A 19,848-nucleotide genomic window follows, 5' to 3' on the forward strand; every position below is an offset into this window, starting at 1 on the left:
ACGCGGACGATCGCACATAGTACATATCTCGAGGCATACACGCGATTACCGCCCGCTTTCACCGATTTCCTCTTGCGCGAGCAACCATCACGTGCGACCTTCGCCCGCAGGTGAATGGCTGGCGATTCGAGCGCACGCACTCTTGTAGTCGGCGACGTGGCCGCAATCTCGGGGCTCCCGGCGTCGGCACTCGACGATGCCTGCGCCGGCACCCAGGTCTCGCGGCCGGTCCTGCGCTCGGAAGTGCTGCGAATCATCCGCGACGAACCCGTCGACGTCATGATCACGACCGGCGGCGCGACGTTCCTGGCCGGCGAGGAGTTCCTCGCCGCCTTCGCCGCGCGCGAGGCGCCGATCGCGGTGTTGATGGCGACGCGGCGCACGGACACCAAGGTCCTCGCCCGCCTGCGCGAAGCAGGCGTCCCCGTCGAGCGCATCGAGTTCCCGATCGACGTGGACGAGCTGCGGGACCGCGTTCAGGCCAGCTTGCGGGCGGCGCACGAACCGCGCCCGCAGCCGGACCCAGACCCGACCATTGCGCACCCGGAATCCGACGAAGCACAGGTTGAAGAGGAGAGCATGCCCAACATCAACAAGACCCTCGAAGAAGCGATGAAGATCGACGGCGCGATCGCGGCGGCGCTGGCCGACTGGGAGTCCGGGTTCTGCCTCGGCACCGCCGGCGGCGGCACCCGCCTCAACATCGAGATCGCGGCCGCGGGCAATTGCCAGGTGGTCAAGGCCAAGATGGCGACCATGAACGAGCTCGGCATCAAGGGCGCGATCCATGACATCCTCATCACGCTGGACGACCAGATCCACCTGATCCGCCCGCTCCGCCGCGGCGACACCCTCTTCCTCTACGTGGCGATCGACAAGGTCAAGGGCAACCTCGGGCTCGCGCGCCACCGCCTGCAGAAGCTCGAGGCCGAGCTCGTGGTGTGATTGCCCCGCCGCCGCCGCCGCCCTGTCGTGACAGCAAGATTACGCGGGGTCGGGGGGCGGCCCCCAATGTGTCGCCACGGCCGGGCTCGTCGGCCGTGGCGTGTAGTCCGGGACCACGAATGCGTCGTGCAGGCGCGCTACGCCGCCGCGCAGCCGGCTGAGCGCCCGCAGCCACGACACCGGCACGTGCTGGAACACCCGGGTCGATTGCGCGAACAGCCATAGCGCCAGCGGGCTGCCCGGCAGCAGCCGCCGCGCCGCGGCCAGGGCGAACGCCCGGCTGCTCGTCACGTACGGCCGCAGCGTCTCCTCGCAATTGCGGAAGCCTCGCACGTGGTCGCCTCCGGCCGCGGCCAGCTCGCCCGCCAGCACATAGGCCCCGACGATCGCCAGACTGGTGCTGCCGCCGACCGCCGCCCCCGGCGAATAGCCGGCGTCCCCGACCAGAGTCACCCGTCCGCGCGTCCAGGTGTCCATGCGCAATTGCGTGATGGTGTCGAAGTAAAACGCAGACGCCTGCTGCGCCGCCGCCAGCAGCCCCGGCACCTCCCAGCCCATACCCGCGAACGCCTGCGCCAGCAGCTGCTTCTGCCGCGCGACATCGCGGTGGTGGTATTCGAGCTCACCCTCGCTGCGAAACAGGAACAGCGCGCGGGCGTCCCCCATGTGCCGCGCGGCGTACACGGCGACCAGCCGGTCGACCCCGCTGACGAGGATTACCCGGTCGCGCAGACCCAGGTCGTTGGCGATCGTCGCCACCGCCAGGTGAGCGCCGATGGGGCGCGAGAATTGCCGCTCGGGGCCGAACACCAGCCGGCGCACGTTCGAATGCAGGCCGTCGGCGCCGACCACCAGGTCGAAGCGCCGTGGTGCGCCGCGCTCGAAGGTCACGTCGACCCCGGCGTCGTCCTGCTGCAGCGAGGCGATCGAATCGTCGTACACGTACTCGACCTCGCCCCGGCTGGCGCCGATGAGGACCTCCGCCAATTCGTCGCGCATGACCTCGGCGTGGCGGCGCGACACCGCCTGCATCACCCGCTTCACGTCGAGCTCGATCGGCCGCTTTACCCCGTCGCGCCGCAGCGTCAACCACTCCGTCCCGGAGTGGCGCGCCTCGACCTCCGCCAGCACCCCCATCTTCTCGACGATGTCCATGGCCGGCCGGAACAGGTCGACCGCGTGTCCGCCGGTCTTGCGCAGACCGGGGGCCCGCTCGACCACCGTGGGCTCGAACCCGTGACGCTTCAGCCAATACGCCAGCACCGGCCCGGCGACGCTGGCGCCGGAGATCAGGACTCTCTTCATCGTGGCTCCTTACTTACCGATAGGTAAGCACGTGGCCGCGCCGTTTTCAAGCCGCTGCGGCCCGCTCCGGCGATATCCTCCGCGGGTGTCCCGGCCCACCGACACCAAGGCGCGGATCCACGCGGTCGCCCGCGCGCTGTTCATGCAGCAGGGCGTGCAGCAGACCAGCCTGCGCCAGATCGCGGACCAGCTCGGCATCACCAAGCCCGCCCTCTACTACCACTTCGATTCGCGCGAGGCCCTGGTCGCCAGCATGTTCCAGCCGCTGCTCGCCGACATGGAGGCCCACCTCGCGGCCCTCGAGGCGGCCCCGCCGAGCGACCCTCGCGTGCTGCTCGGCCAGCACTTCGACCTGCTCTCGCGCCATCGCGACCTCATCGTCATGCTCGTGCGCGACTTCAGCATCCTCACCGAGCTCGATCTGGTGGCCCGCATGTTCGCCTGGCGCCATCGCCTCATGACCCTGCTGGTCGGCCCTGCCCCCTCGGTCGAGGCCCGCGTGCGGGCCGTCGTCGCCATCGGCGGCATGGCCGACACCGCCGTCGAGTTCCCCGACGTGCCGATGGACCGCATCAAGCCCACCGCCATCGAGGCCGCCTGCGCCGCCCTCGGCCTGCCGCCTGCGCCTCGCCCACCCGTGCGCGCCGCGGCCAAGCGCCCGCGCCGGGCCACCTGAGGCAATGGCCGGAGCGTGGCGACGATCCCCGTCCGGCCGATACGAGTGACAGGACAATGTCCGCACCCCGACGGACACTGTCTCGCGGTCTCCACCCAATCGCGGGACAATGTCCGCACCCCGATGGACACTGGTGTGAGTACAGATTGGTGGCACCCGTGAGGTGACGTCCGGATCGCCGGACGCGATCGACGATGACCGCGGGCTCGCGGCCGCGCCCGAGCGACATGCCCTTTGCGACATGTCTCAAAAAACATACGAGAGCGCCCGAGCGAATCCTCGTCCAACGTGGTGCTTCGGGCTCGCGGGCCGGCGGGCTCGTCCGCGATCGCGCGGCCCCGCGGGCGTGGGGACTCGGCTATCGTGTCCCACATGTCGATGCATTCCCGACCGCTCTCGCTGCTCCTGCTCGGCGTCCTGGCCTCCGCCTGCCAGGGCGACGGCGGCGCCACCGACGGCTCCACCGACGCCACGGGCGCCACCACCGACACGGCGGGCCCGGCCACGGACGCGAGCTCCGATGCGTCCGCCGATCCGACCGACGGCTCCACGAGCACCGCCTCGTCGACCAGCGCGACCGCCTCGACCACCGGACCCACCTCGACTGCCACCACCGACGCTCCGACCGCCACCAGCACCGATCCCTCTGCCACCGATACCGACACCGACACCGGCGCGCAGGGCCTCACCTGTCCGCTCGGCGATCGGCCCGGCGTGCAGCAGCTGGCGCTCGCCCCCGCGCTGTTCAGCGAGGGAGCAGATCTCTCCGATTCGGAGGTGTGCGCGATCGTCAACCCCGAGCGGGGCTTCCACGCCTATACCAACCTGCGCGACCTCGACGGCGGCAGCCTGGCGAACATCGCCGCCACCGGGCAATCGGTCGTCTACGGCCAGGTGCTGCTGCCCGAGTACCGCCAGGCCCCGCTCGACGCCGTCGTGCTCGACGAGGTCGCGGCCGGCTTCGACGCCGTGCGCGAGGCCGGCATGAAGGTCGTGCCGCGCTTTCACTACTCCAACGCCGGCGACGAGCCCGACGCCGAGCTGTCGCGGATCCTGGGGCACATCGAGCAGCTCACGCCGCTGCTGCAGGAGCACGCCGACGTGATCCTCACCCTGCAGGCCGGCTTCATCGGCGCGTGGGGTGAATGGCACTCCTCGCAGCACGGCCTCGACGCGCCAGGTCCGCGCAAGGAGGTCCTCGACGCCCTGCTCGCCGCGCTGCCGCCCGAGCGGACCGTGACGGTGCGCCGGCCCTCGTTCAAGCAGGACGCCTACGGCGGCCCGCTGACCGCCGACACCGCCCACGACGGCAGCCCCCTGGCCCGCGTCGGCCACGTCAACGACTGCTTCCTCGCCTCCGACAGCGACTTCGGCACCTACGACGAGCCGGGCGAGAAGGACTACGCGATCGCCGATTCGCCGTTCGTGGCGGTCGGCGGGGAGACCTGCGCCGTGAATCCGCCGCGCTCCGAGTGCCCCTCGGCGCTCGCCGAGCTGGCCCTCCACAGCTGGACGCACCTCAATTCGTCATACAACACCGACGTGCTCGACAGCTGGAAGGAGGACGGCTGCTTCGCCGAGGTCGCCTGCCGCCTCGGCTATCGCCTCGCCGTCCGCGAGCTGCGCTGGGCCGACACCGCCGCCGCGGGCAGCACGCTGCCGGTCTCGCTCGATCTGGTCAACGACGGCTTCGCCGCGCCCGTCAATGCGCGCCCGCTGGTGCTCGTATTCGCCGGCCCGACCACCTTCAGCGCCACGGTCGACGCCTTCGACATCCGCACGGTCCGGCCCGGCGAGCCGCACAGCCTGTGCGCCGACGCGGCCATCCCCGCCGACGCCCCGCCCGGGATGTACCGGATCGGCCTGCGCCTCGCCGATCCGGCCCCGAGCCTCGAAGCCGACCCGCGCCAGGCGATCCGCCTCGCCAACGACACCGGGGTCGAATGGAGCGAGGGCGTCAACTGGTTCGATGCGACCGTCGTGGTCGAGTGACGCACCGGCGGCATGTCCCCGGGGACATGTCCGATGAGCGCTGTCCGAACGGACAGCGCTCCCTCACGGCAGCATTGCGCCGGACGTCAGGTCGAAGGTGTAGGGCATCGGCGAGTCGGAGCCGTTGAGGGTGATGTTGAACTTCCAGGCCGCGATCTTCGCCTGCATGCAGGCGAACAGCGCGTCGTGCTTGAGGGTGCTGCGCTGCGGGTCGAAGCTCGTCTTCTTGACCTTGCCGTCGCCGTCGACCACGATCGTCGCCTTGACCCGCCCGGTCGGCGCATCCGGGGCCTTGCCGGCCGTTTCCTGCCAACAGGCCACGATCTCGCCGGCGTGCTCCTCGACCTTGCGGTTGAAGTTGGCGACGTCGAGGTACGGCGACTCCTCCTCGTCCGCAGGCGCCGCCGGATCGGCCGGCGCCGCCTCCTCGCGAACGTCAGCCGTCGGCGGCGGGCTCGACGCTGCCTCCTTCTTGCAGCCGAAGGTCAGGAGCAGCACCGAGACGAGCGCGAGGCGGAGCGAAGACATCGGCGCCGACGGTATCACAATCGCCGGCTGACCCGCCCACGCGCGCGACCGGGCGCGGGTCCGCTCGCCGCCACGCGCGGCCGGCAAACTAGCCCCGCTCACGCGACACGGCCACGGCCGAGCGAGTTGCCCATCATCACATGTCCCGAAGGACATCCGCTCGGGCGCAAAGCCCAATCAACCGAGCCCGGGCGGCAGCTCGCCCGACCACAGCGGCACCCCGCGCTCGTGCAGCGCCGCCGTCAACGCCGCCGCCTGCTCGCGCTGCCAATCCAGGCTGCCGGCGGCCGCCCAGCGCGGCTCGGCGAACTCCTGCTCTGCGCCCTCGACCCCGTGGAGCACGTCGACCCGCACCGACCCCGCGCATTCGGCCAGCGCGTCGGCCAGCGGCGCGATCGGCCCCGGCAGCAGCGGCTGCACGATCGCAAACGTGCGCAGCCCCGCCGCCTTGCACGCCTGCAGGGCCGCCAGCCGGGCCGGGATGCTGGCCGCTCGCGGCTCGAAGTGCCGCCGCGCCTCCTCGTCGATCGTCGGGATCGAGATCCCCGCCCACGCATTGGCGATCGCCGGCAGGACGTCGAGGTCGCGCTCGATCAGCCCCGAGCGCGTCAACAGCAGCACCCCCGCCTGCCACTGCGCGTCGCGCAGCGCCAGCAGCATGCGCCGCGTCAGCTGCAGCTTGCGCTCGATCGCGTGGTACGGGTCGCTGACCACCGCGCAGAACTTGATCGGCGCCGGCGGCGAGGTCATGAGCTCGGCCGCCAGCACCTCGGGCGCGTTGACCCTCACGTCCACGTAGGAGCCCCACGGCGCCGGCGCCAGCCCCAGCAGCGCCCGCGTCTCGGCCACGTGCGACTGCGCGTAGCAGAACTTGCAGCCGATCAGGCACCCGACATACGGCGTCACCGTGTAATAGCGGCCGCCCTCGGCCGGCTCGAGCAGGCGCTCGACCGTCACCCCCCGCACGCGCGCGCCGGGCTCTTCACCTGTCTCTTCGGCCATCTCGGCGTCGTGGGCCAGGGCCGCCAGCACCGCCTCCTCGCGGACCGCCGCGGCGCTCGCCACCGCCCGGCAGACGGTGACCCCGAGCGCGCGCAGGTCCGCCGAGACGACCTCGTCGAAGCGGTACGACAGCCCGAGCCGGCGCGTCTGCACCGCGCTGCGGCGGCCCGGGACCAGGCGGGCGACCTCGACGTGGACCCGCGTGCCACCTGTCTCGAAGGTCAGGCGCGGCCCGCACTCGGTCGTGACCTCGGCGAGGCGCAGCCCCGGCGCGAGCTCGTCACCGCGAGCGAGCCCGCCGACGAGCGCGCGCAGGTGGACCTCGAGATCGCGGGCGCCGGGCATGCCGCCGTCGCCTATACCATGACATCGAGGCCGCAGCGGGCCAACGCCGGGACCCATGACGAGAACGACCTGGCGGCCATGGCCGCCAGGTCGTCCTGGTTGCTCGGTGTTCTACTCGGCTAGCGTGTCAGACCGGCGCTCGCGTTCACCGCCTCGGAGGGGCGGTTCGCGGGGCGCTGCGGCCATTCGATCGCGAGCTTGAGAATGCGGCGCTTGAGCGCGTGGCGAGTGATCCCGAGCAACGCGGCGGCGCCGACGATGTTGCCGGCCTGGCTGAGAGCCTCGGCGCACAGTCGCCGCTCGGCCTTCTCGAGGTTGAATTCGTCAAGGATGATTTGGGCCAATGAAACCTCCGTTTCGATACTCGCGGGAACGGGCAACATAATCCCGGCGAGCTCCAGATGCGAACAGCGCCAACTCACGGCCGCGCGGCCCCCACGAGCCGGTCCCGCGGCCCGAGATCGCGCATTGGAGTGTGGCTGGCAGCCCCCTGTGAATCGAGCGAGCTGTTCATATCATCAGTGTGTTCGCCGATTGCGGGCCGAATGATCTGACCCGGCAGGTATCACCGCATCGCACATCGCCCGCGGCGGCGAGCGCGCGACCGGCGGAAGCCGCCCATACGTGGTGGCGAGGCCGCAGACCCGCCCCTCACGCATGCGGCAGAGCCCGGCAAGCCACGGCAGCGTCGTGTCGCCGTCGCCACTCGCCGCGCCATTAGTCCGGTGCAACAGCAACCATTCATCGCCTGTCTCTCGGGCCATGTATTGTAAATATCCAGTCCATTGGATGTCGCCATCACTTCGCTTCGCAGTCTCGTGATTCGGCTCCAGTACGCGCTGCGCACCCGCAACCCGCCGTCCGCAAACATCACAACCACGTCACGCCCGCGCGGCGCCGCGGTGAACTCCGCCGTGAGGCCGTTTCGCAGCGAAATCGCCAGTTCGCGTGTACGCTCGGCCCGCTCCCCCGCGCCTCGCCATGCCCGCCTCGATCCTCGTCGTCGACGATGAGCGCGATCTACGGTCCGCGATCTGTCACGCGCTCACGCGCGAAGGGTTCCACCCGCGCACGGCCGATACCGGCGCGCAGGGCCTCCTGCTGGCCCGCAGCGAGCCCCTGCCCGATCTCGTGCTGCTCGACCTCGACCTCCCGGACATGTCGGGCATCGCCGTGTGCCAGGCCCTCCGCGCCGACCCTGTCACGCGCGCGCTGCCAGTGATGATCGTCAGCGCGCGCGCCGAGGAGATCGATCGCGTGCTCGGGTTCGAGGTCGGGGCCGACGATTACGTGACCAAGCCGTACAGCCTGCGCGAGCTGGTGCTGCGGATCCGCGCCGTGCTGCGCCGCCAGGCCCCGGCGCCCGCGGTCACCGAACGGGTCACCTGCGGCCGCGTGCGCGTCGACGCCGGCGCCCAGCGAGTCTGGCTCGACGACCGCGAGCTCTCGCTCACCGCCCTGGAGCTGCGGCTCCTGATCCTGCTCGTGACCCGTCAGGGCCGCGTGCACACCCGCGAGGCGCTGCTCGCCGAGGTCTGGGGCCTGTCGCCGCACGTCACCACGCGCACCGTCGACACCCACGTGCTGCGCCTGCGCGCCAAGCTGGGCCCGGCCGCCGGGCAGCTGCAGACGCTCCGCGGCGTCGGCTATCGCTTCGCGCCCGACGACGGCCTCGTCGAGCCGGAGTGATCCCGCAATCGAACCACGCGCCCGGGTCTGCGCCTGAACGTGCAGCCGGGGCGAACCCGGGCGAGCCGCCGCCCTCGACGCGGCGCGCAGGCAGATCGGCCCGGCCCGCGCCCACGGGTCACGGGCCCGCGGGGCCATCAATGCGTGACGAAGCGATCGCTCTCGCGCAGGCACGCCTGCAGCGCGTCCTGCAGGTTGCGGTGGCTGAGGAACGGCGAGATGTCGACCCCGAGGTTCGTCATCGTCTGCGCGATCGCGGGGTTGACCCCCGACAGCCGCACCTGCCCGCCCAGCAGCCCGACCGCGCGGATGATGCGATACAGCTGCTCGGCCGTGGTCGAGTCGACCGAATCGACGCCGGTCATGTCCATGATCGCGTAGCGGGCCCGCAGCCGCACCACCTCGGCCAGCAGCCGGTCCATGATCTCGGACGCCCGCTCGGCATTGACCGCACCGACCAGCGGCAGCGTGATGATGTTGTCCCACAGCTGAATGATCGGGGTCGAGAGGGCCCGGATCGCCTTTTGCTGGCGGGTGATGAGCTCGAGCTGATCGCGCGCGGTCTCCTCGGCGAGCTTGAGCGTGGTGATGTCGCGGACCACCCCGATCGCGCGGATCTTGCCCTTGTTGTCGGCGTCGGGCAGCGAATCGCCGAACACCTGCCACCAGCGGATCTCGCCCTGGCGGTTGATCACCCGGTACTCGGCGAAGATCGGCTTGCCGGTCATCAGGTGGTCGGCGATCGCTTTCGACGACGTCCCCACGTCCTCCGGGTGAATGGCGTCCCACCAGCTGCTGGCGACCTGGGGGAAGCCGCGCTCGGGGTAGCCGAGGAGCTCGGGGAACCGCTCCGAATAATGCACGGGGATGTTGCGGTGGAACGCCTGCTCGGGATCGACGGCCGGGTACTCCCAGATCCCGTCGCCAGAGACCGCTATCGCCATTGCATATCGTTCGAGAAGACGGCGGATCTCCGTCTCGTCGTTCATCATCATCGGCCCCTGTCCTCCGCGCCTCACCCTATCAGCCGGAGCCGTCGGCGAAAAGCGGCAAAGTTCCCGCCTGCTTCGTTCCCAACTCTCCACAAATGCATGCAGTGGGCGCGGTTTCGCTCATTCTTAGGCGAGGCCCCGACGACGAGTCGCGCAGCATCGAGCGGCCGCAGCGCGCCGCCGGGGCGCCTCTGCATCGGTTCCTCCGACCGCGCCGCACACGCCGGCGCAAACTCCGCGACGGGCGCCGATGTGAGTCTCCATTCTCCGGCTTTTCCGCGCACCCCCCTTCCGCCGCTGTGGTCGGCGTGGCATAGACCCGGGCGAATGGTGGCTGCACGTGGTGTAGCCATTCGGGTGGCCGTCGAGGACGGGGGGCCGACATGATCGAGACCGAAGCGTGGGTGCTCTACGAGCGCTCCGGCGGCAGCGAATCCGCGCTGGATTCCGACGACTTCCGCCGCGAGACGTTCGCGTTCCCGGGGCCGGCCGGCGACGAATTGCTGGTGGAGCCGCTGTTCGGCAGCTGGGAGGGCAACATGACCCATTCGCTGCAGCGGCGGCCGATCGACATCTGCAAGCAGCGCGGCGAGCGGCGCGTCGTCATCGGCAACGGCAGCGTCCTGCGGGTCCTGCGGGCCGGGGCGGACGTCCGAGGGATCCACGAGGGCGACGTGGGGATCCTTCACGGCGGGCATGTGCAGGATGAATTCGGCTACACGGTCCTGGTCCAGGGCTACGACGCGCCAGGCACCGTCGGCGTGCTCGCCAAGCGGACCAAGATCGCCGCGCGCAACTTCTTGCCGCTGCCGCTCGAATCACACCACCGCCTCGAACAGTGGGCCGCGTTCTCGGTCCGCTACCTGACCGCGTGGTCGAATTATCACCTCGCCCTCGGCGCCTACCGGCTGCAGGTAAACGAGCCGCTGGACCCCGCCCCCTTCGTGCTCGGCTGGGGCGGCGGCTCGACGCTCGCCGCCCTCGACCTGGCCCGCCGGGCCGGCTGTCGCGCCGCGATGGTGTCAGGCAGCCCCCAGCGACTCGCCGAGCTGGCCCGCATGGGCATCGTCGGCATCGACCGCAGGGCCTTCGCCGGGCTCGAATTCGACGAGGGGCGCTATGCGAGCGACCCCGAGTATCACGCGGCCTACCGCGCCGCCGAGAGGGCCTTCCTCGCGGCCGTGCACGACTGGACCGGCGGCCGCGGCGCGGCGATCGTGTTCGATTACATCGGCGCCCCGGTGTTTCGCGCCAGCGTCAAAGCGCTCGGCCGCCAGGGCGTGCTGGCGACCGCCGGCTGGCTCCTGGGCATGCAGACGACCGTCAATCGCGCGATCGAGTGCATCGGCCGCCACGTCCACGTGCATTCGCATTACATCCGCCGCGCCGACTCGCCGAAGGCGATGCGCTACGCCGAGCGCGAGGGCTGGATGCCGCAGGTGTCGGAGATCTATTCGTGGGAGGAGATCGGCGGCCTGGCCCGCGCCGCCGCCGCCGGGCGCTTGCGCTCGTACTTCCCGGTCTATCGCGTCAACCCGGTCTGACCGGGCCCCGGCGGCGTCCGTGGCGTGGCCACGGTGCCACGATTGCTGCGAAGGAGTGAGGACATGAAATCGGGGCTGCCCCTTGAATCGGTAGATCTCGCGGCGGCGCGGCGGGCCGTGATCGACGATTGGAACGCCACCGCGATCGATCTCGACGGCGAGCGCTGCCTCCACGCCTGCGTCGCGGCCCAGGTCGCGCGCACCCCCGAGCGAATCGCCGTCGTCGCCGAGAGCGGCAGCTGGACCTACGCCGAGCTCGATCGCCGCGCCGATGCGATCGCCGCCGAGCTGCAGCGCCGCGGGGCCCGCCGCGGCACGCTCGTCGCAGTCTGCGCCGACCGCTCGTGCGAGCTGCTCGCGGGCCTGCTCGGCGTGCTCAGGGCAGGTGCCGCCTATGTGCCGCTCGATCCGGAGCACCCGCGCGAGCGCCTGGAGTTCATGCTCGCCGATTGTGGTGCCCCCCTGGTCCTGGCCCAGCGCCGCCACGCCGCGCTCCTGTCGGCGGCCGCGGCCACGCTCGTCGTCCTGGACGCATCATTCCCGCCCGCCGGGCCCGTCGCCGCCGAGGTCGGGCCCGACGATCTGATCTACGTCATGTACACCTCGGGCTCGACCGGTCGGCCCAAGGGCGTGATGAACATTCACCGCGGTGTCGTCAATCGCCTGCTCGACATGCAGCGCACCCTGCCGCTCGGCGCCGACGATCGCGTGCTGCAGAAGACCCCGTGCGGCTTCGACATCTCGGTCTACGAGCTGTTCTGGCCGCTGCTGGCCGGCGCGACGCTGGTGATGGCCCGCCCTGGCGGCCACCGCGATCCCGCCTACCTCGTCGAAACGATCGCCAGCCACGCGATCACCACCATTCATTTCGTGCCGCCGATGCTGGCCGCGTTCCTCGAGCAGGACGACCTCGGCCCGTGTCACTCGCTGCGGCGCGTCCTGTGCACCGGCGACGTGCTCGCGCCCGCGCTCGTCCAGGCCTGCCACGCGCGGCTCGACGTCGAGGTCTACAACCTCTACGGACCCACCGAGGCCGCCATCGAGGTCACCGCCCACCGCTGCGAGCGCGACAGCGACACCGCCTCGGTCCCGATCGGCAAGCCGATCGCCAATTGCACGATCTACGTGCTCGATCCCGCCGGCGAGCCGGTCCCGCCCGGCACCGCGGGAGAGCTCCACATCGGCGGCGTGCAGGTCAGCCGCGGCTATTGGGGTCGCCCTGCCCTCACCGCCGAGCGCTTCGTCCCCGATCCATTCACGGCAGCGCCCGCCCGGCGGCTGTATCGCACCGGCGACCTCGCGCGCTGGCGAAGCGACGGCGTGCTCGAGTTCCTCGGGCGCCTCGACCATCAGGTGAAGATCCGCGGCGTCCGCGTCGAGCCCGGCGAGATCGAGGCGGTCCTGCGCGAGCATTCGCAGGTCCGCGACGCCCTGGTCGTCGTGCACGAACAGGCCAGCGAGCGCCGGCTCGTCGCGTATGTCGTGTTCGCCGGCGAATCACCCCACGACCTCGCCGCGCTGCGCGCGAGCCTGGCGAACCGCCTGCCCGCGGCGATGGTGCCGGCCGCGCTCGTGCCCCTCGCCGCGATCCCGGTGCTCTCGAACGGCAAGATCGATCGCAGCGCCCTGCCGCGGCCCGAGGCGCAATCACCCGAGCGCGTCGCGCCGCGCGGCCCGATCGAACTGGCGATCGCCGAGCTCTGGCAATCCGTGCTCGGCGCCGGTGAGTGCGGGGTGAAGGACGAATTCCTGGCGATCGGCGGTCATTCGCTGCACGCGGCCCAGATCGTCGCGCGCATGCGGCGAGCGTTGGGCAGGTCGATCTCGCTGGCGGAGTTCTTCGCCCACCCGACGATCGCGGGGCAAGCCGCGTTGCTCGCCGAACGCGCGCGCCCGGCCGAGGATGCGATCCCTGCGCTCTCTGCCGATTCAGGCCCGCTCTCGTTCGCCGAGGAGCGGCTGTACTTCCTGCACCAGCTCGCGCCGGCCAGCCCCGCCTATCATTGCCCGCACGCGTTTCACATCACCGGCGAATGCGACGAGGCGCGGCTCGAGGCCGCCCTGCTGGCGCTGGTCGGCCGCCACGACGTCCTGCGCACCCGATACCTCGCCGAGGCCGGCCTCCCGCGGCGCGCGATCGATCGCCAAGCGCGCCTCGACCTCGCTCGCCGCGACCTGTCCCATCTCGCACCGGAGGCCCGCAGCGAGGTCCTCGCGGCCATGCTCGCCACCGAGGTCGGCCGGCCCTTCGACCTCGCTGCCGGCCCGCCGCTACGCGCCGGCCTCGTGCGCCTGGACCGCGACGCGCGGGTGCTGTGGCTCGTGCAGCACCACATCGTCACCGACGGCTGGACCGACGCGCTGCTGCTGCGCGAGCTCGGCCAGCTCTACGAGTTCGGGCAGATCGACGCCGCCCCGTCGTTGAACTACGCCGACTACGCCGCGTGGCAGCGTCATGACCGGTCTGACCAGCATCACGCAGCCCTCGCGCGCTGGCAGGCTCGCCTCGCGGGCGCGCCGGCCCTGCTCACATTGCCGATCGATCGCCCGCGCAGTGATGCCTCGACGGGTCGCGGCGCGCGCGTGACCTTCGCCGTCTCGCCGACGACCCTGGCCCCGCTGCGTCACCTGGCCCGGGCCGCGGGCGCCACCCTCGCGCACGCGCTCCTGAGCGTCTTCGTGGCCGTCCTGCGCCGCTTCGCCGATCAGGACGACATGGTCGTCGGCTTGACCACGGCCGCGCGCGCGCGCGTCGAGCTCGAGGAAGTCGCCGGCTTCTTCGTCAACACCTTGCCGATCCGGCTCGACCTCGCCGACGATCCGACGCTGCCCACCTTGCTCGCGCGGGTACGCGACGCGGTGCTCGCGGCCCACGCCGACGAAACCGTCCCGTTCGAGCAGATCGTGCGCACCGTGCGAGCCCCGCGCGACCTCGGCGGTTCACCGCTGGTGCAGGTCGCGTTCGCCCCGCAGCCGCGGATCGACACCAGCCTGCGACTGCGCGGCTGCGCGGTGCGGCCGATCGACCTGCACGCCGGCGGCGCCATCTTTGACCTGACCCTGCTCACCCGCGAGACCGAGGACGACGGCCTCGCGGCCGCGCTCGAGTACAGCACCGACCGCTTCGATCGCTGGCGCATCGAGCAGCTTGCCCGCGCGATCGAGGTCGTGCTCGCCGAACTCACAGCGCCTCCGGTCCCGATCTCCGAGCTGCCGCTTTTGACGCCAGTTGAGCAATCACAGCAGTTCGCGCTCGCCTGCGGACCGCCGCAGGACAGCGCGCCGGGCGGGGTGCACGCTCGCTTCGAGGCTCAGGTCGACCACACGCCCGACGCCGTCGCCCTCGTCGACGGCGACGCGCGCGTGACCTACGCGCAACTGGAGCGCCGCGCCAATCGCCTGTCTCATCATTTGCGCGGGCTCGGGGTCAGGCGCGGCAGCCTCGTCGGCGTGGTCGCCACGCGCACCGCTGCCACCTTCGTCGCCGTGCTCGCCGTCCTCAAGGCTGGTGGTGCCTACGTCCCGCTCGATCCGTCCTACCCCGCCCAGCGGCTCGCGCACATCCTCGAGGACGCCGGCCTGCGCTGGATCGTCGCCGAGCCCGACGCCGCAGCCCTCCTCCCGCCGCACACGGCCCGACTCGTCGAGCCCGACGCACCCTCGCCCGACGCACACCGGCTCGAGCCTTCGGACCTCGGCCCCGACGACCTCGCCTACGTGCTCTACACCTCGGGCTCGACCGGCCGACCGAAGGGCGTGGCGATGCCGCACGGGCCGCTGCACAACCTCGTGGGTTGGCATCTGCGCGACCCTCGGCTCGGGCGTCCGGCGCGGACCCTGCAATTTGCCTCGCTCAACTTCGACGTCTCGGCGCAGGAGTTTCTCACCACCTGGGCCACCGGCGGCGCGCTGATCCTCGTGGCCGAGGACGCCCGTCGAGACGCGCGGGCGCTGCTGGCCCTGCTCGCGCGCCAGGCCGTCGAGCGGTTGTTCCTCCCCTTCGTGTTCTTGCAGCACCTCGCCGAGGGGCCCCCGGCGCCGTCTCTCGTCGATGTCATCACCGCCGGCGAACAGCTCAAGCTCTCGCCGGCGCTCCGCGAGTGGTTCGGGCGCATGCCGGCGTGCGCGCTCCACAATCACTACGGCCCGACCGAGGCCCACGTCGTCACCGCGCACGTCCTGCTCGAGTCACGCGAATCGTGGCCGAGCTTGCCGCCGATCGGCGCGCCGATCTCCAATACCCGGATCTACCTGCTCGACGCCCATCAACGCCCGGTCCCGCCCGGCGTCACCGGCGAGCTCCACATCGCTGGCGCCGCCCTGGCCCGCGGCTACCTCGGCCAGCCCGCCCACACCGCCGAGCGCTTCGTGCCCGATCCATGGTGTCCCGGCCAGAGGATGTACCGCACCGGCGACCTCGCCCGCCGCGCGCCGGACGGCGACCTCGAATACGTCGGTCGTCGCGATTCGCAGGTCAAGCTGCGCGGCGTCCGGGTCGAGCTTGGCGAGATCGAGGCCGTCCTGACCGAGGATCTCGCCGTGACCGCCGCCGCGGCCGTCGTGCGCGAAGATGTCCCCGGGGACAGGCGGCTCGTCGCTTACGTCGCCGCCAGCGGGCCGCTCGACCTCGACTCGCTGCGCGCGCGCCTGCGGGCCCGCCTGCCCGCGCCGATGCTGCCCGCCGAGCTGGTCCCGCTGCCCCGCTTGCCGCTGCTGCCGAGCGGCAAGCTCGATCGCCATGCCCTGCCGCCCCCTCCGCAGCGCTCCGCCGCGCCGCCGCGCGACACGCCTGCTTCGACGCTCGAGCAGCAGATCGCCGCGAGCTGGCGCGAGCTGCTCCAGCTCGACCACGTCGACCTCGACGATCGCTTCTTCGACCTCGGTGGTCACTCGCTGCTGCTCGCCCAGGTCCGCGCTCGCCTCGAGCGCACCACCGGGCGCACGATCGCCCTCGTCGAGCTGTTCCGCCACCCGACGATCCGCGAGCTCGCGCGTCACCTCGGCGGCGCCAATGACAGCCGTGATTCACCAGCCTCGCCGCCGCCACCGCTCACCGCGCCGACCGGCGACGCGCGGGCGATCGCCATCATCGGCATGGCCGGTCGCTTCCCCGGCGCCGCCAGCGTCGACGCGCTGTGGGCCGCCCTCGTGGCCGGGCGCGAGCTCATCACCTTCTCCACCCGCGAGCAGCTCGTGGCCGCCGGCGTCGATCCGGCCCTTATCGACGCCCCGCGGTTCGTGCCCGCCATCGGCGTCATGCCCGACGCCATGTGCTTCGACGCCGCCTTCTTCGGCTACGGCCCGCGCGAGGCCCGGCTCCTCGATCCGCAGCAGCGCGTCCTGCTCGAGGTCGCCTGGGCCGCGCTCGAACACGCCGGCCACGCCCCCCGCGGCAGCGAGCGCCCGGTCGGCGTGTTCGCCGGCTGCGAGGTCCCGCGCCACTGGCTCGAGCGAATCGGTGCACCGGGCGGCCCGCTCAGCATCGAGGAGTACGAGGTCGGCTTCGCCAACATGAACGACACCCTCGCCACCCGGGTCGCCTACGAGCTCGGCCTGCGCGGCCCCGCCTTCACCGTCCAGACCGCCTGCTCGACCTCGCTGGTCGCGGTCCACCTCGCCTGTCAGAGCCTGCTCACCGGCGAATGCGAGCTGGCGCTCGCCGGCGGCGCCGTCGTCATGCCGCCCGACCGGCTCGGTCACGTCTCCGAGGGCGGCTCGGTGGTCGCGCCCGACGGCCGCTGCCGGCCGTTCGACGCCGACGCCCAGGGCATCGTCGGCGGCAACGGGGTCGGCGTCGTCGTGCTGAAGCGCCTCGCCGACGCTCTGGCCGACGGTGACAGCATTCACGCAGTGATTCATGCCACCGCGATCAACAACGACGGCGCGCGCAAGGTCGGCTTCACCGCCCCGAGCGTGCCGGGGCAGATCGAGGTGATCGAGCGCGCGCTGGCCCTCGCCGCCGTCGACCCGGTTCGGATCGGCCTCGTCGAGGCTCACGGCACCGCCACGCGCCTCGGCGACCCGATCGAGGTCGCCGCGCTCACCCAGGCCTGGCGCCGGTCGACCGCCGCGCGGGGTTACTGCGCGCTCGGCTCGATCAAGGGCAACATCGGCCACCTCGGGGCCGCCGCCGGCATCGCCGGGCTGATCAAGGCCGCGCTGGCGCTGGCGCGCGAGGCCATCCCGCCGACCCTGCACTTCCGCGCCGCCAACCCCGAGCTCGCGCTCGACACCAGCCCGTTCTTCGTCAACAGCGATACAATAACATGGCCCAAAAGCCATGTTCCACGATTCGCCGCCGTCAGCGCGTTCGGGGTCGGCGGCACCAACGCCCACGCAATCCTCGGCGAGGCCCCCGCGATCGCCCCGGGCGAACCGTCGCGGCCGGTGCAGTTGCTGGTGCTGTCGGCGCAATCCCCCGCCTCGCTGGCCGAGGGCGCCACGCGGCTCGCCGACGCCCTGAGCGGTCCCGACGCGCCCGCGCTGGCCGATGTCGCCCACACCCTCGCCCGCGGCCGCACGCCCATGCGCCATCGTCGGGCCGTCGTCGCCCGCGACGCCGCCGCGGCCGCCGTCGCCCTGCAGACCGGCGATCGGGCCCGGGTGGTCGACGGCCTCGCCGGCGACCGACCGCCGCGCATCGCCTTCATGTTCCCCGGCGGCGGCACCCAGACCGTCGGCATGGGCCGCGAGCTCTATACCGCCGACCCGTCGTTCCGCGCCGAGTTCGACGCCGCCGCCGATCGCTTCGCCGCCGAGCTCGAGCTCGACGTCCGCGCCCTGCTGTTCACCGCCGATCCCGACGAAGCTGCCCGCGGATTGCTGCGCCCGACGCGATTTTTGCCCGCGATCTTCTGCTGTGAATACGCGCTGGCCCGGCGGCTCATCGCGCTCGGCGTCGTACCGGCCGCGGTCACCGGTCACAGCCTCGGCGAATACACCGCGGCCGCGATCGCCGGGGTCCTCTCGCTCGCCGACGCGGCGCGCCTGCTGGCCATCCGCGCCCGGCTGCACGAATCGATCGAGCTGCCCGCCGGCCTGCTCGTCGTCAGCCTGTCCGAGGCCGCCCTGACGCGACGGCTCACGCCCGACCTAGACATCGCCGCCGTCAACGCCGAGGACAGCTGCGTGGTCGCCGGCCACCTCGCCGCAATTGAATCCTTCGAGGCCGAGCTCGCCCGCGACAGCGTCGAATGCCGGCGCCTGCCGGTCTCGGGCGCCTCGCATTGCGCGCTGGTCGATCCGCTGCTGGCCCCCCTGGCCGCCTGCGCCCGCGAGCTCGACCTCGCCGCGCCGACCATTCCGCTCGTCTCCAACGTCACTGGCGATTGGCTCGGCGACGACGAGGCCCGCGATCCGCAGCACTGGTGCCGTCACCTGCGCGGCGCCGTGCGCTTCGCCGACGGCCTCGGCCGCTTGCTCGCCGATCGCGACCTGCTGCTCGTCGAGGTCGGCCCCGGCCGCACCCTCGCCGGGCTCGCGCGCCGCCACCCCGACGCTGGCGGCCGCCCGATCGTCGCCACCATGGCCGCGCGCGGCGGCGGCCGCACCGACCTCGAGGCGTTCACCCACGCGCTCGCCCAGCTGTGGTGCCGCGGCGTCGACCTGCGCTGGGACGCGCTGTTCGCCGGCGAACGCCGCCGCCGCGTGCCGCTGCCGACCTACGCGTTCGCGCGGGTCCACCACGAGCACCCCGTCGCCCCGGCCCGGCGCGGCCGAGACGTCGCAGCATTCCCGATCACCGATGCGCCCGTCGCTCCTGCCATCATTCCCGCCGACGCCCTCGCCGACCCGATCGCGCGGACCCTCGCCGACGTGTTCGCCGAGGTCCTCGGCGTGCCCGCGCCGGGCCTCGCCGACAATTTCTTCGACCTCGGCGGCTCCTCATTTTTGGCCCTGCGCGTGCGCGTCCGCGTCGAGGAGCTGCTCGCGGTCAAGCTGCCGGTGCATGCATTCGTCGAGCACCCCACCCTCGCCGGCCTCGCCGACCTCGTGCGCGCCCGCCTGCCCACGGTCGCCGCGCCCGTCCCCGCGCAAGCGCGGCTCACCGTCGCATTGCGCCCGGGCCCTGGTCGGCGCCTGTTCCTGTTCCAGCCGATCGGCGGCACCGTCTTCACCTACCTGCCGCTGGCGCGGCGCCTCGAGCCCTCGCTTCACGTCATCGGCGTGCGCGCCTCCGGCATGGAACCCGGGGAGCCCGTCTTCGATCGCCTGGACCCGCTGCTCGATCGTCTGCTCGACGAAGTCCGCGCCTGCCAACCGCACGGCCCCTACCTGCTCGGCGGCCACTCGGCGGGCGGTGTGCTCGCCTTCGAGCTGGCGCGGCGGTTGCTCGCGGCCGGCGAGCGCGTCGAGAATATCGTCATGCTCGACACCGCCTCGCTCGCGCTGGTGCGGCGGCTGGTCATCACCAGCGACGAGGACGTGTTCGAGATCGCGGGGCGCATGCGCAGCGACTCCTCCCACGCTTACGAACAATTCGCGGCGACCTTGCGCGACGACCCCAGCTTCCGCACCCTCGTGCGCACCACCTGGAGCGCCCTCGCCGGCTGCGAACCGGGTCCGCTCGCCGCCGAGGTCCTCTACGTCAAGGCCCGCGTGCAGCCGGACGACGACCGCCACGCCGACCACGCGTGGATGGCTCTCGTCGAAGGAGCGTTCGCGCGTATCACCGTCGACGCCGATCATTTCTCGATGATGGACGAGCCCGCCGTGGCCCACGTCGCCGCCGCCATGAACGCCGCGCTCGCCGCCCCGCCTCGCTCGACGCCATGATATGTCTCAAAGGACAGGACGATCGCACAGGCCCCGCACGATCGCCTGTCCCTCG

Annotated in this window: 11 protein-coding genes; 6 read left to right on the forward strand and 5 right to left on the reverse strand. The window is 71.9% G+C overall.

Annotated elements, in window-relative coordinates:
• Nucleotides 1-156 precede the first annotated feature (156 nt).
• On the forward strand, nucleotides 157-945 hold the full coding sequence (locus POL25_RS26130; RefSeq protein WP_272088913.1) for a response regulator: 789 nt from the start codon (nucleotides 157-159) through the stop codon (nucleotides 943-945).
• Nucleotides 946-984: 39 nt separating this feature from the next.
• Here POL25_RS26130 and POL25_RS26135 read toward each other — a convergent pair whose 3' ends face one another.
• The gene (locus tag POL25_RS26135; protein WP_272088914.1) at nucleotides 985-2,250 is read right to left on the reverse strand and encodes an FAD-dependent monooxygenase; all 1,266 of its coding nucleotides are present in this window, start codon (nucleotides 2,248-2,250) and stop codon (nucleotides 985-987) included.
• A gap of 85 nt (nucleotides 2,251-2,335) precedes the next feature.
• On the opposite strand from POL25_RS26135, the gene POL25_RS26140 reads away from it, so the two are divergent.
• Together POL25_RS26140 and POL25_RS26145 are read left to right on the forward strand one after the other, a co-directional pair.
• On the forward strand, nucleotides 2,336-2,926 hold the full coding sequence (locus POL25_RS26140; RefSeq protein ID WP_272088915.1) for a TetR/AcrR family transcriptional regulator: 591 nt from the start codon (nucleotides 2,336-2,338) through the stop codon (nucleotides 2,924-2,926).
• Between the two features lie 372 nt (nucleotides 2,927-3,298).
• Complete coding sequence (locus tag POL25_RS26145; RefSeq protein ID WP_272088916.1) at nucleotides 3,299-4,918, forward strand: DUF4832 domain-containing protein; 1,620 nt, start codon at nucleotides 3,299-3,301, stop codon at nucleotides 4,916-4,918.
• Nucleotides 4,919-4,981: 63 nt separating this feature from the next.
• On the opposite strand, the gene POL25_RS26150 is transcribed toward POL25_RS26145, so the two are convergent.
• The 3 genes from POL25_RS26150 to POL25_RS26160 form a co-directional block, all read right to left on the reverse strand.
• The gene (locus tag POL25_RS26150) at nucleotides 4,982-5,446 is read right to left on the reverse strand and encodes an AgmX/PglI C-terminal domain-containing protein (protein WP_272088917.1); all 465 of its coding nucleotides are present in this window, start codon (nucleotides 5,444-5,446) and stop codon (nucleotides 4,982-4,984) included.
• 177 nt (nucleotides 5,447-5,623) lie between these two features.
• Nucleotides 5,624-6,793 (reverse strand): SPL family radical SAM protein, encoded by a 1,170-nt coding sequence (locus tag POL25_RS26155; protein WP_272088918.1) that lies wholly within the window; start codon nucleotides 6,791-6,793, stop codon nucleotides 5,624-5,626.
• 119 nt (nucleotides 6,794-6,912) lie between these two features.
• On the reverse strand, nucleotides 6,913-7,137 hold the full coding sequence (locus tag POL25_RS26160; protein WP_272088919.1) for a helix-turn-helix domain-containing protein: 225 nt from the start codon (nucleotides 7,135-7,137) through the stop codon (nucleotides 6,913-6,915).
• Between the two features lie 637 nt (nucleotides 7,138-7,774).
• Between POL25_RS26160 and POL25_RS26165 the strand changes: the two genes are divergently transcribed.
• Complete coding sequence (locus POL25_RS26165) at nucleotides 7,775-8,482, forward strand: response regulator transcription factor (RefSeq protein ID WP_272088920.1); 708 nt, start codon at nucleotides 7,775-7,777, stop codon at nucleotides 8,480-8,482.
• Between the two features lie 137 nt (nucleotides 8,483-8,619).
• Here the strand turns inward: POL25_RS26165 and POL25_RS26170 are convergent, their stop codons facing one another.
• Entirely contained in the window at nucleotides 8,620-9,426 is an 807-nt protein-coding gene (locus tag POL25_RS26170) for a PAS domain-containing protein (RefSeq protein ID WP_272088921.1), read from the reverse strand.
• Nucleotides 9,427-9,857: 431 nt separating this feature from the next.
• On the opposite strand from POL25_RS26170, the gene POL25_RS26175 reads away from it, so the two are divergent.
• Both POL25_RS26175 and POL25_RS26180 read left to right on the forward strand, forming a co-directional pair.
• Nucleotides 9,858-11,018: an MDR/zinc-dependent alcohol dehydrogenase-like family protein gene (locus POL25_RS26175; RefSeq protein ID WP_272088922.1), complete on the forward strand. Its 1,161-nt coding sequence runs from the start codon at nucleotides 9,858-9,860 to the stop codon at nucleotides 11,016-11,018.
• Nucleotides 11,019-11,081: 63 nt separating this feature from the next.
• Nucleotides 11,082-19,793, forward strand: a complete 8,712-nt coding sequence (locus POL25_RS26180) for a non-ribosomal peptide synthetase/type I polyketide synthase (RefSeq protein ID WP_272088923.1) — start codon at nucleotides 11,082-11,084, stop codon at nucleotides 19,791-19,793.
• Nucleotides 19,794-19,848 lie beyond the last annotated feature (55 nt).

It is taken from the genome of Nannocystis bainbridge (assembly GCF_028368995.1).
Lineage (GTDB): Bacteria > Myxococcota_A > Polyangia > Nannocystales > Nannocystaceae > Nannocystis > Nannocystis bainbridge.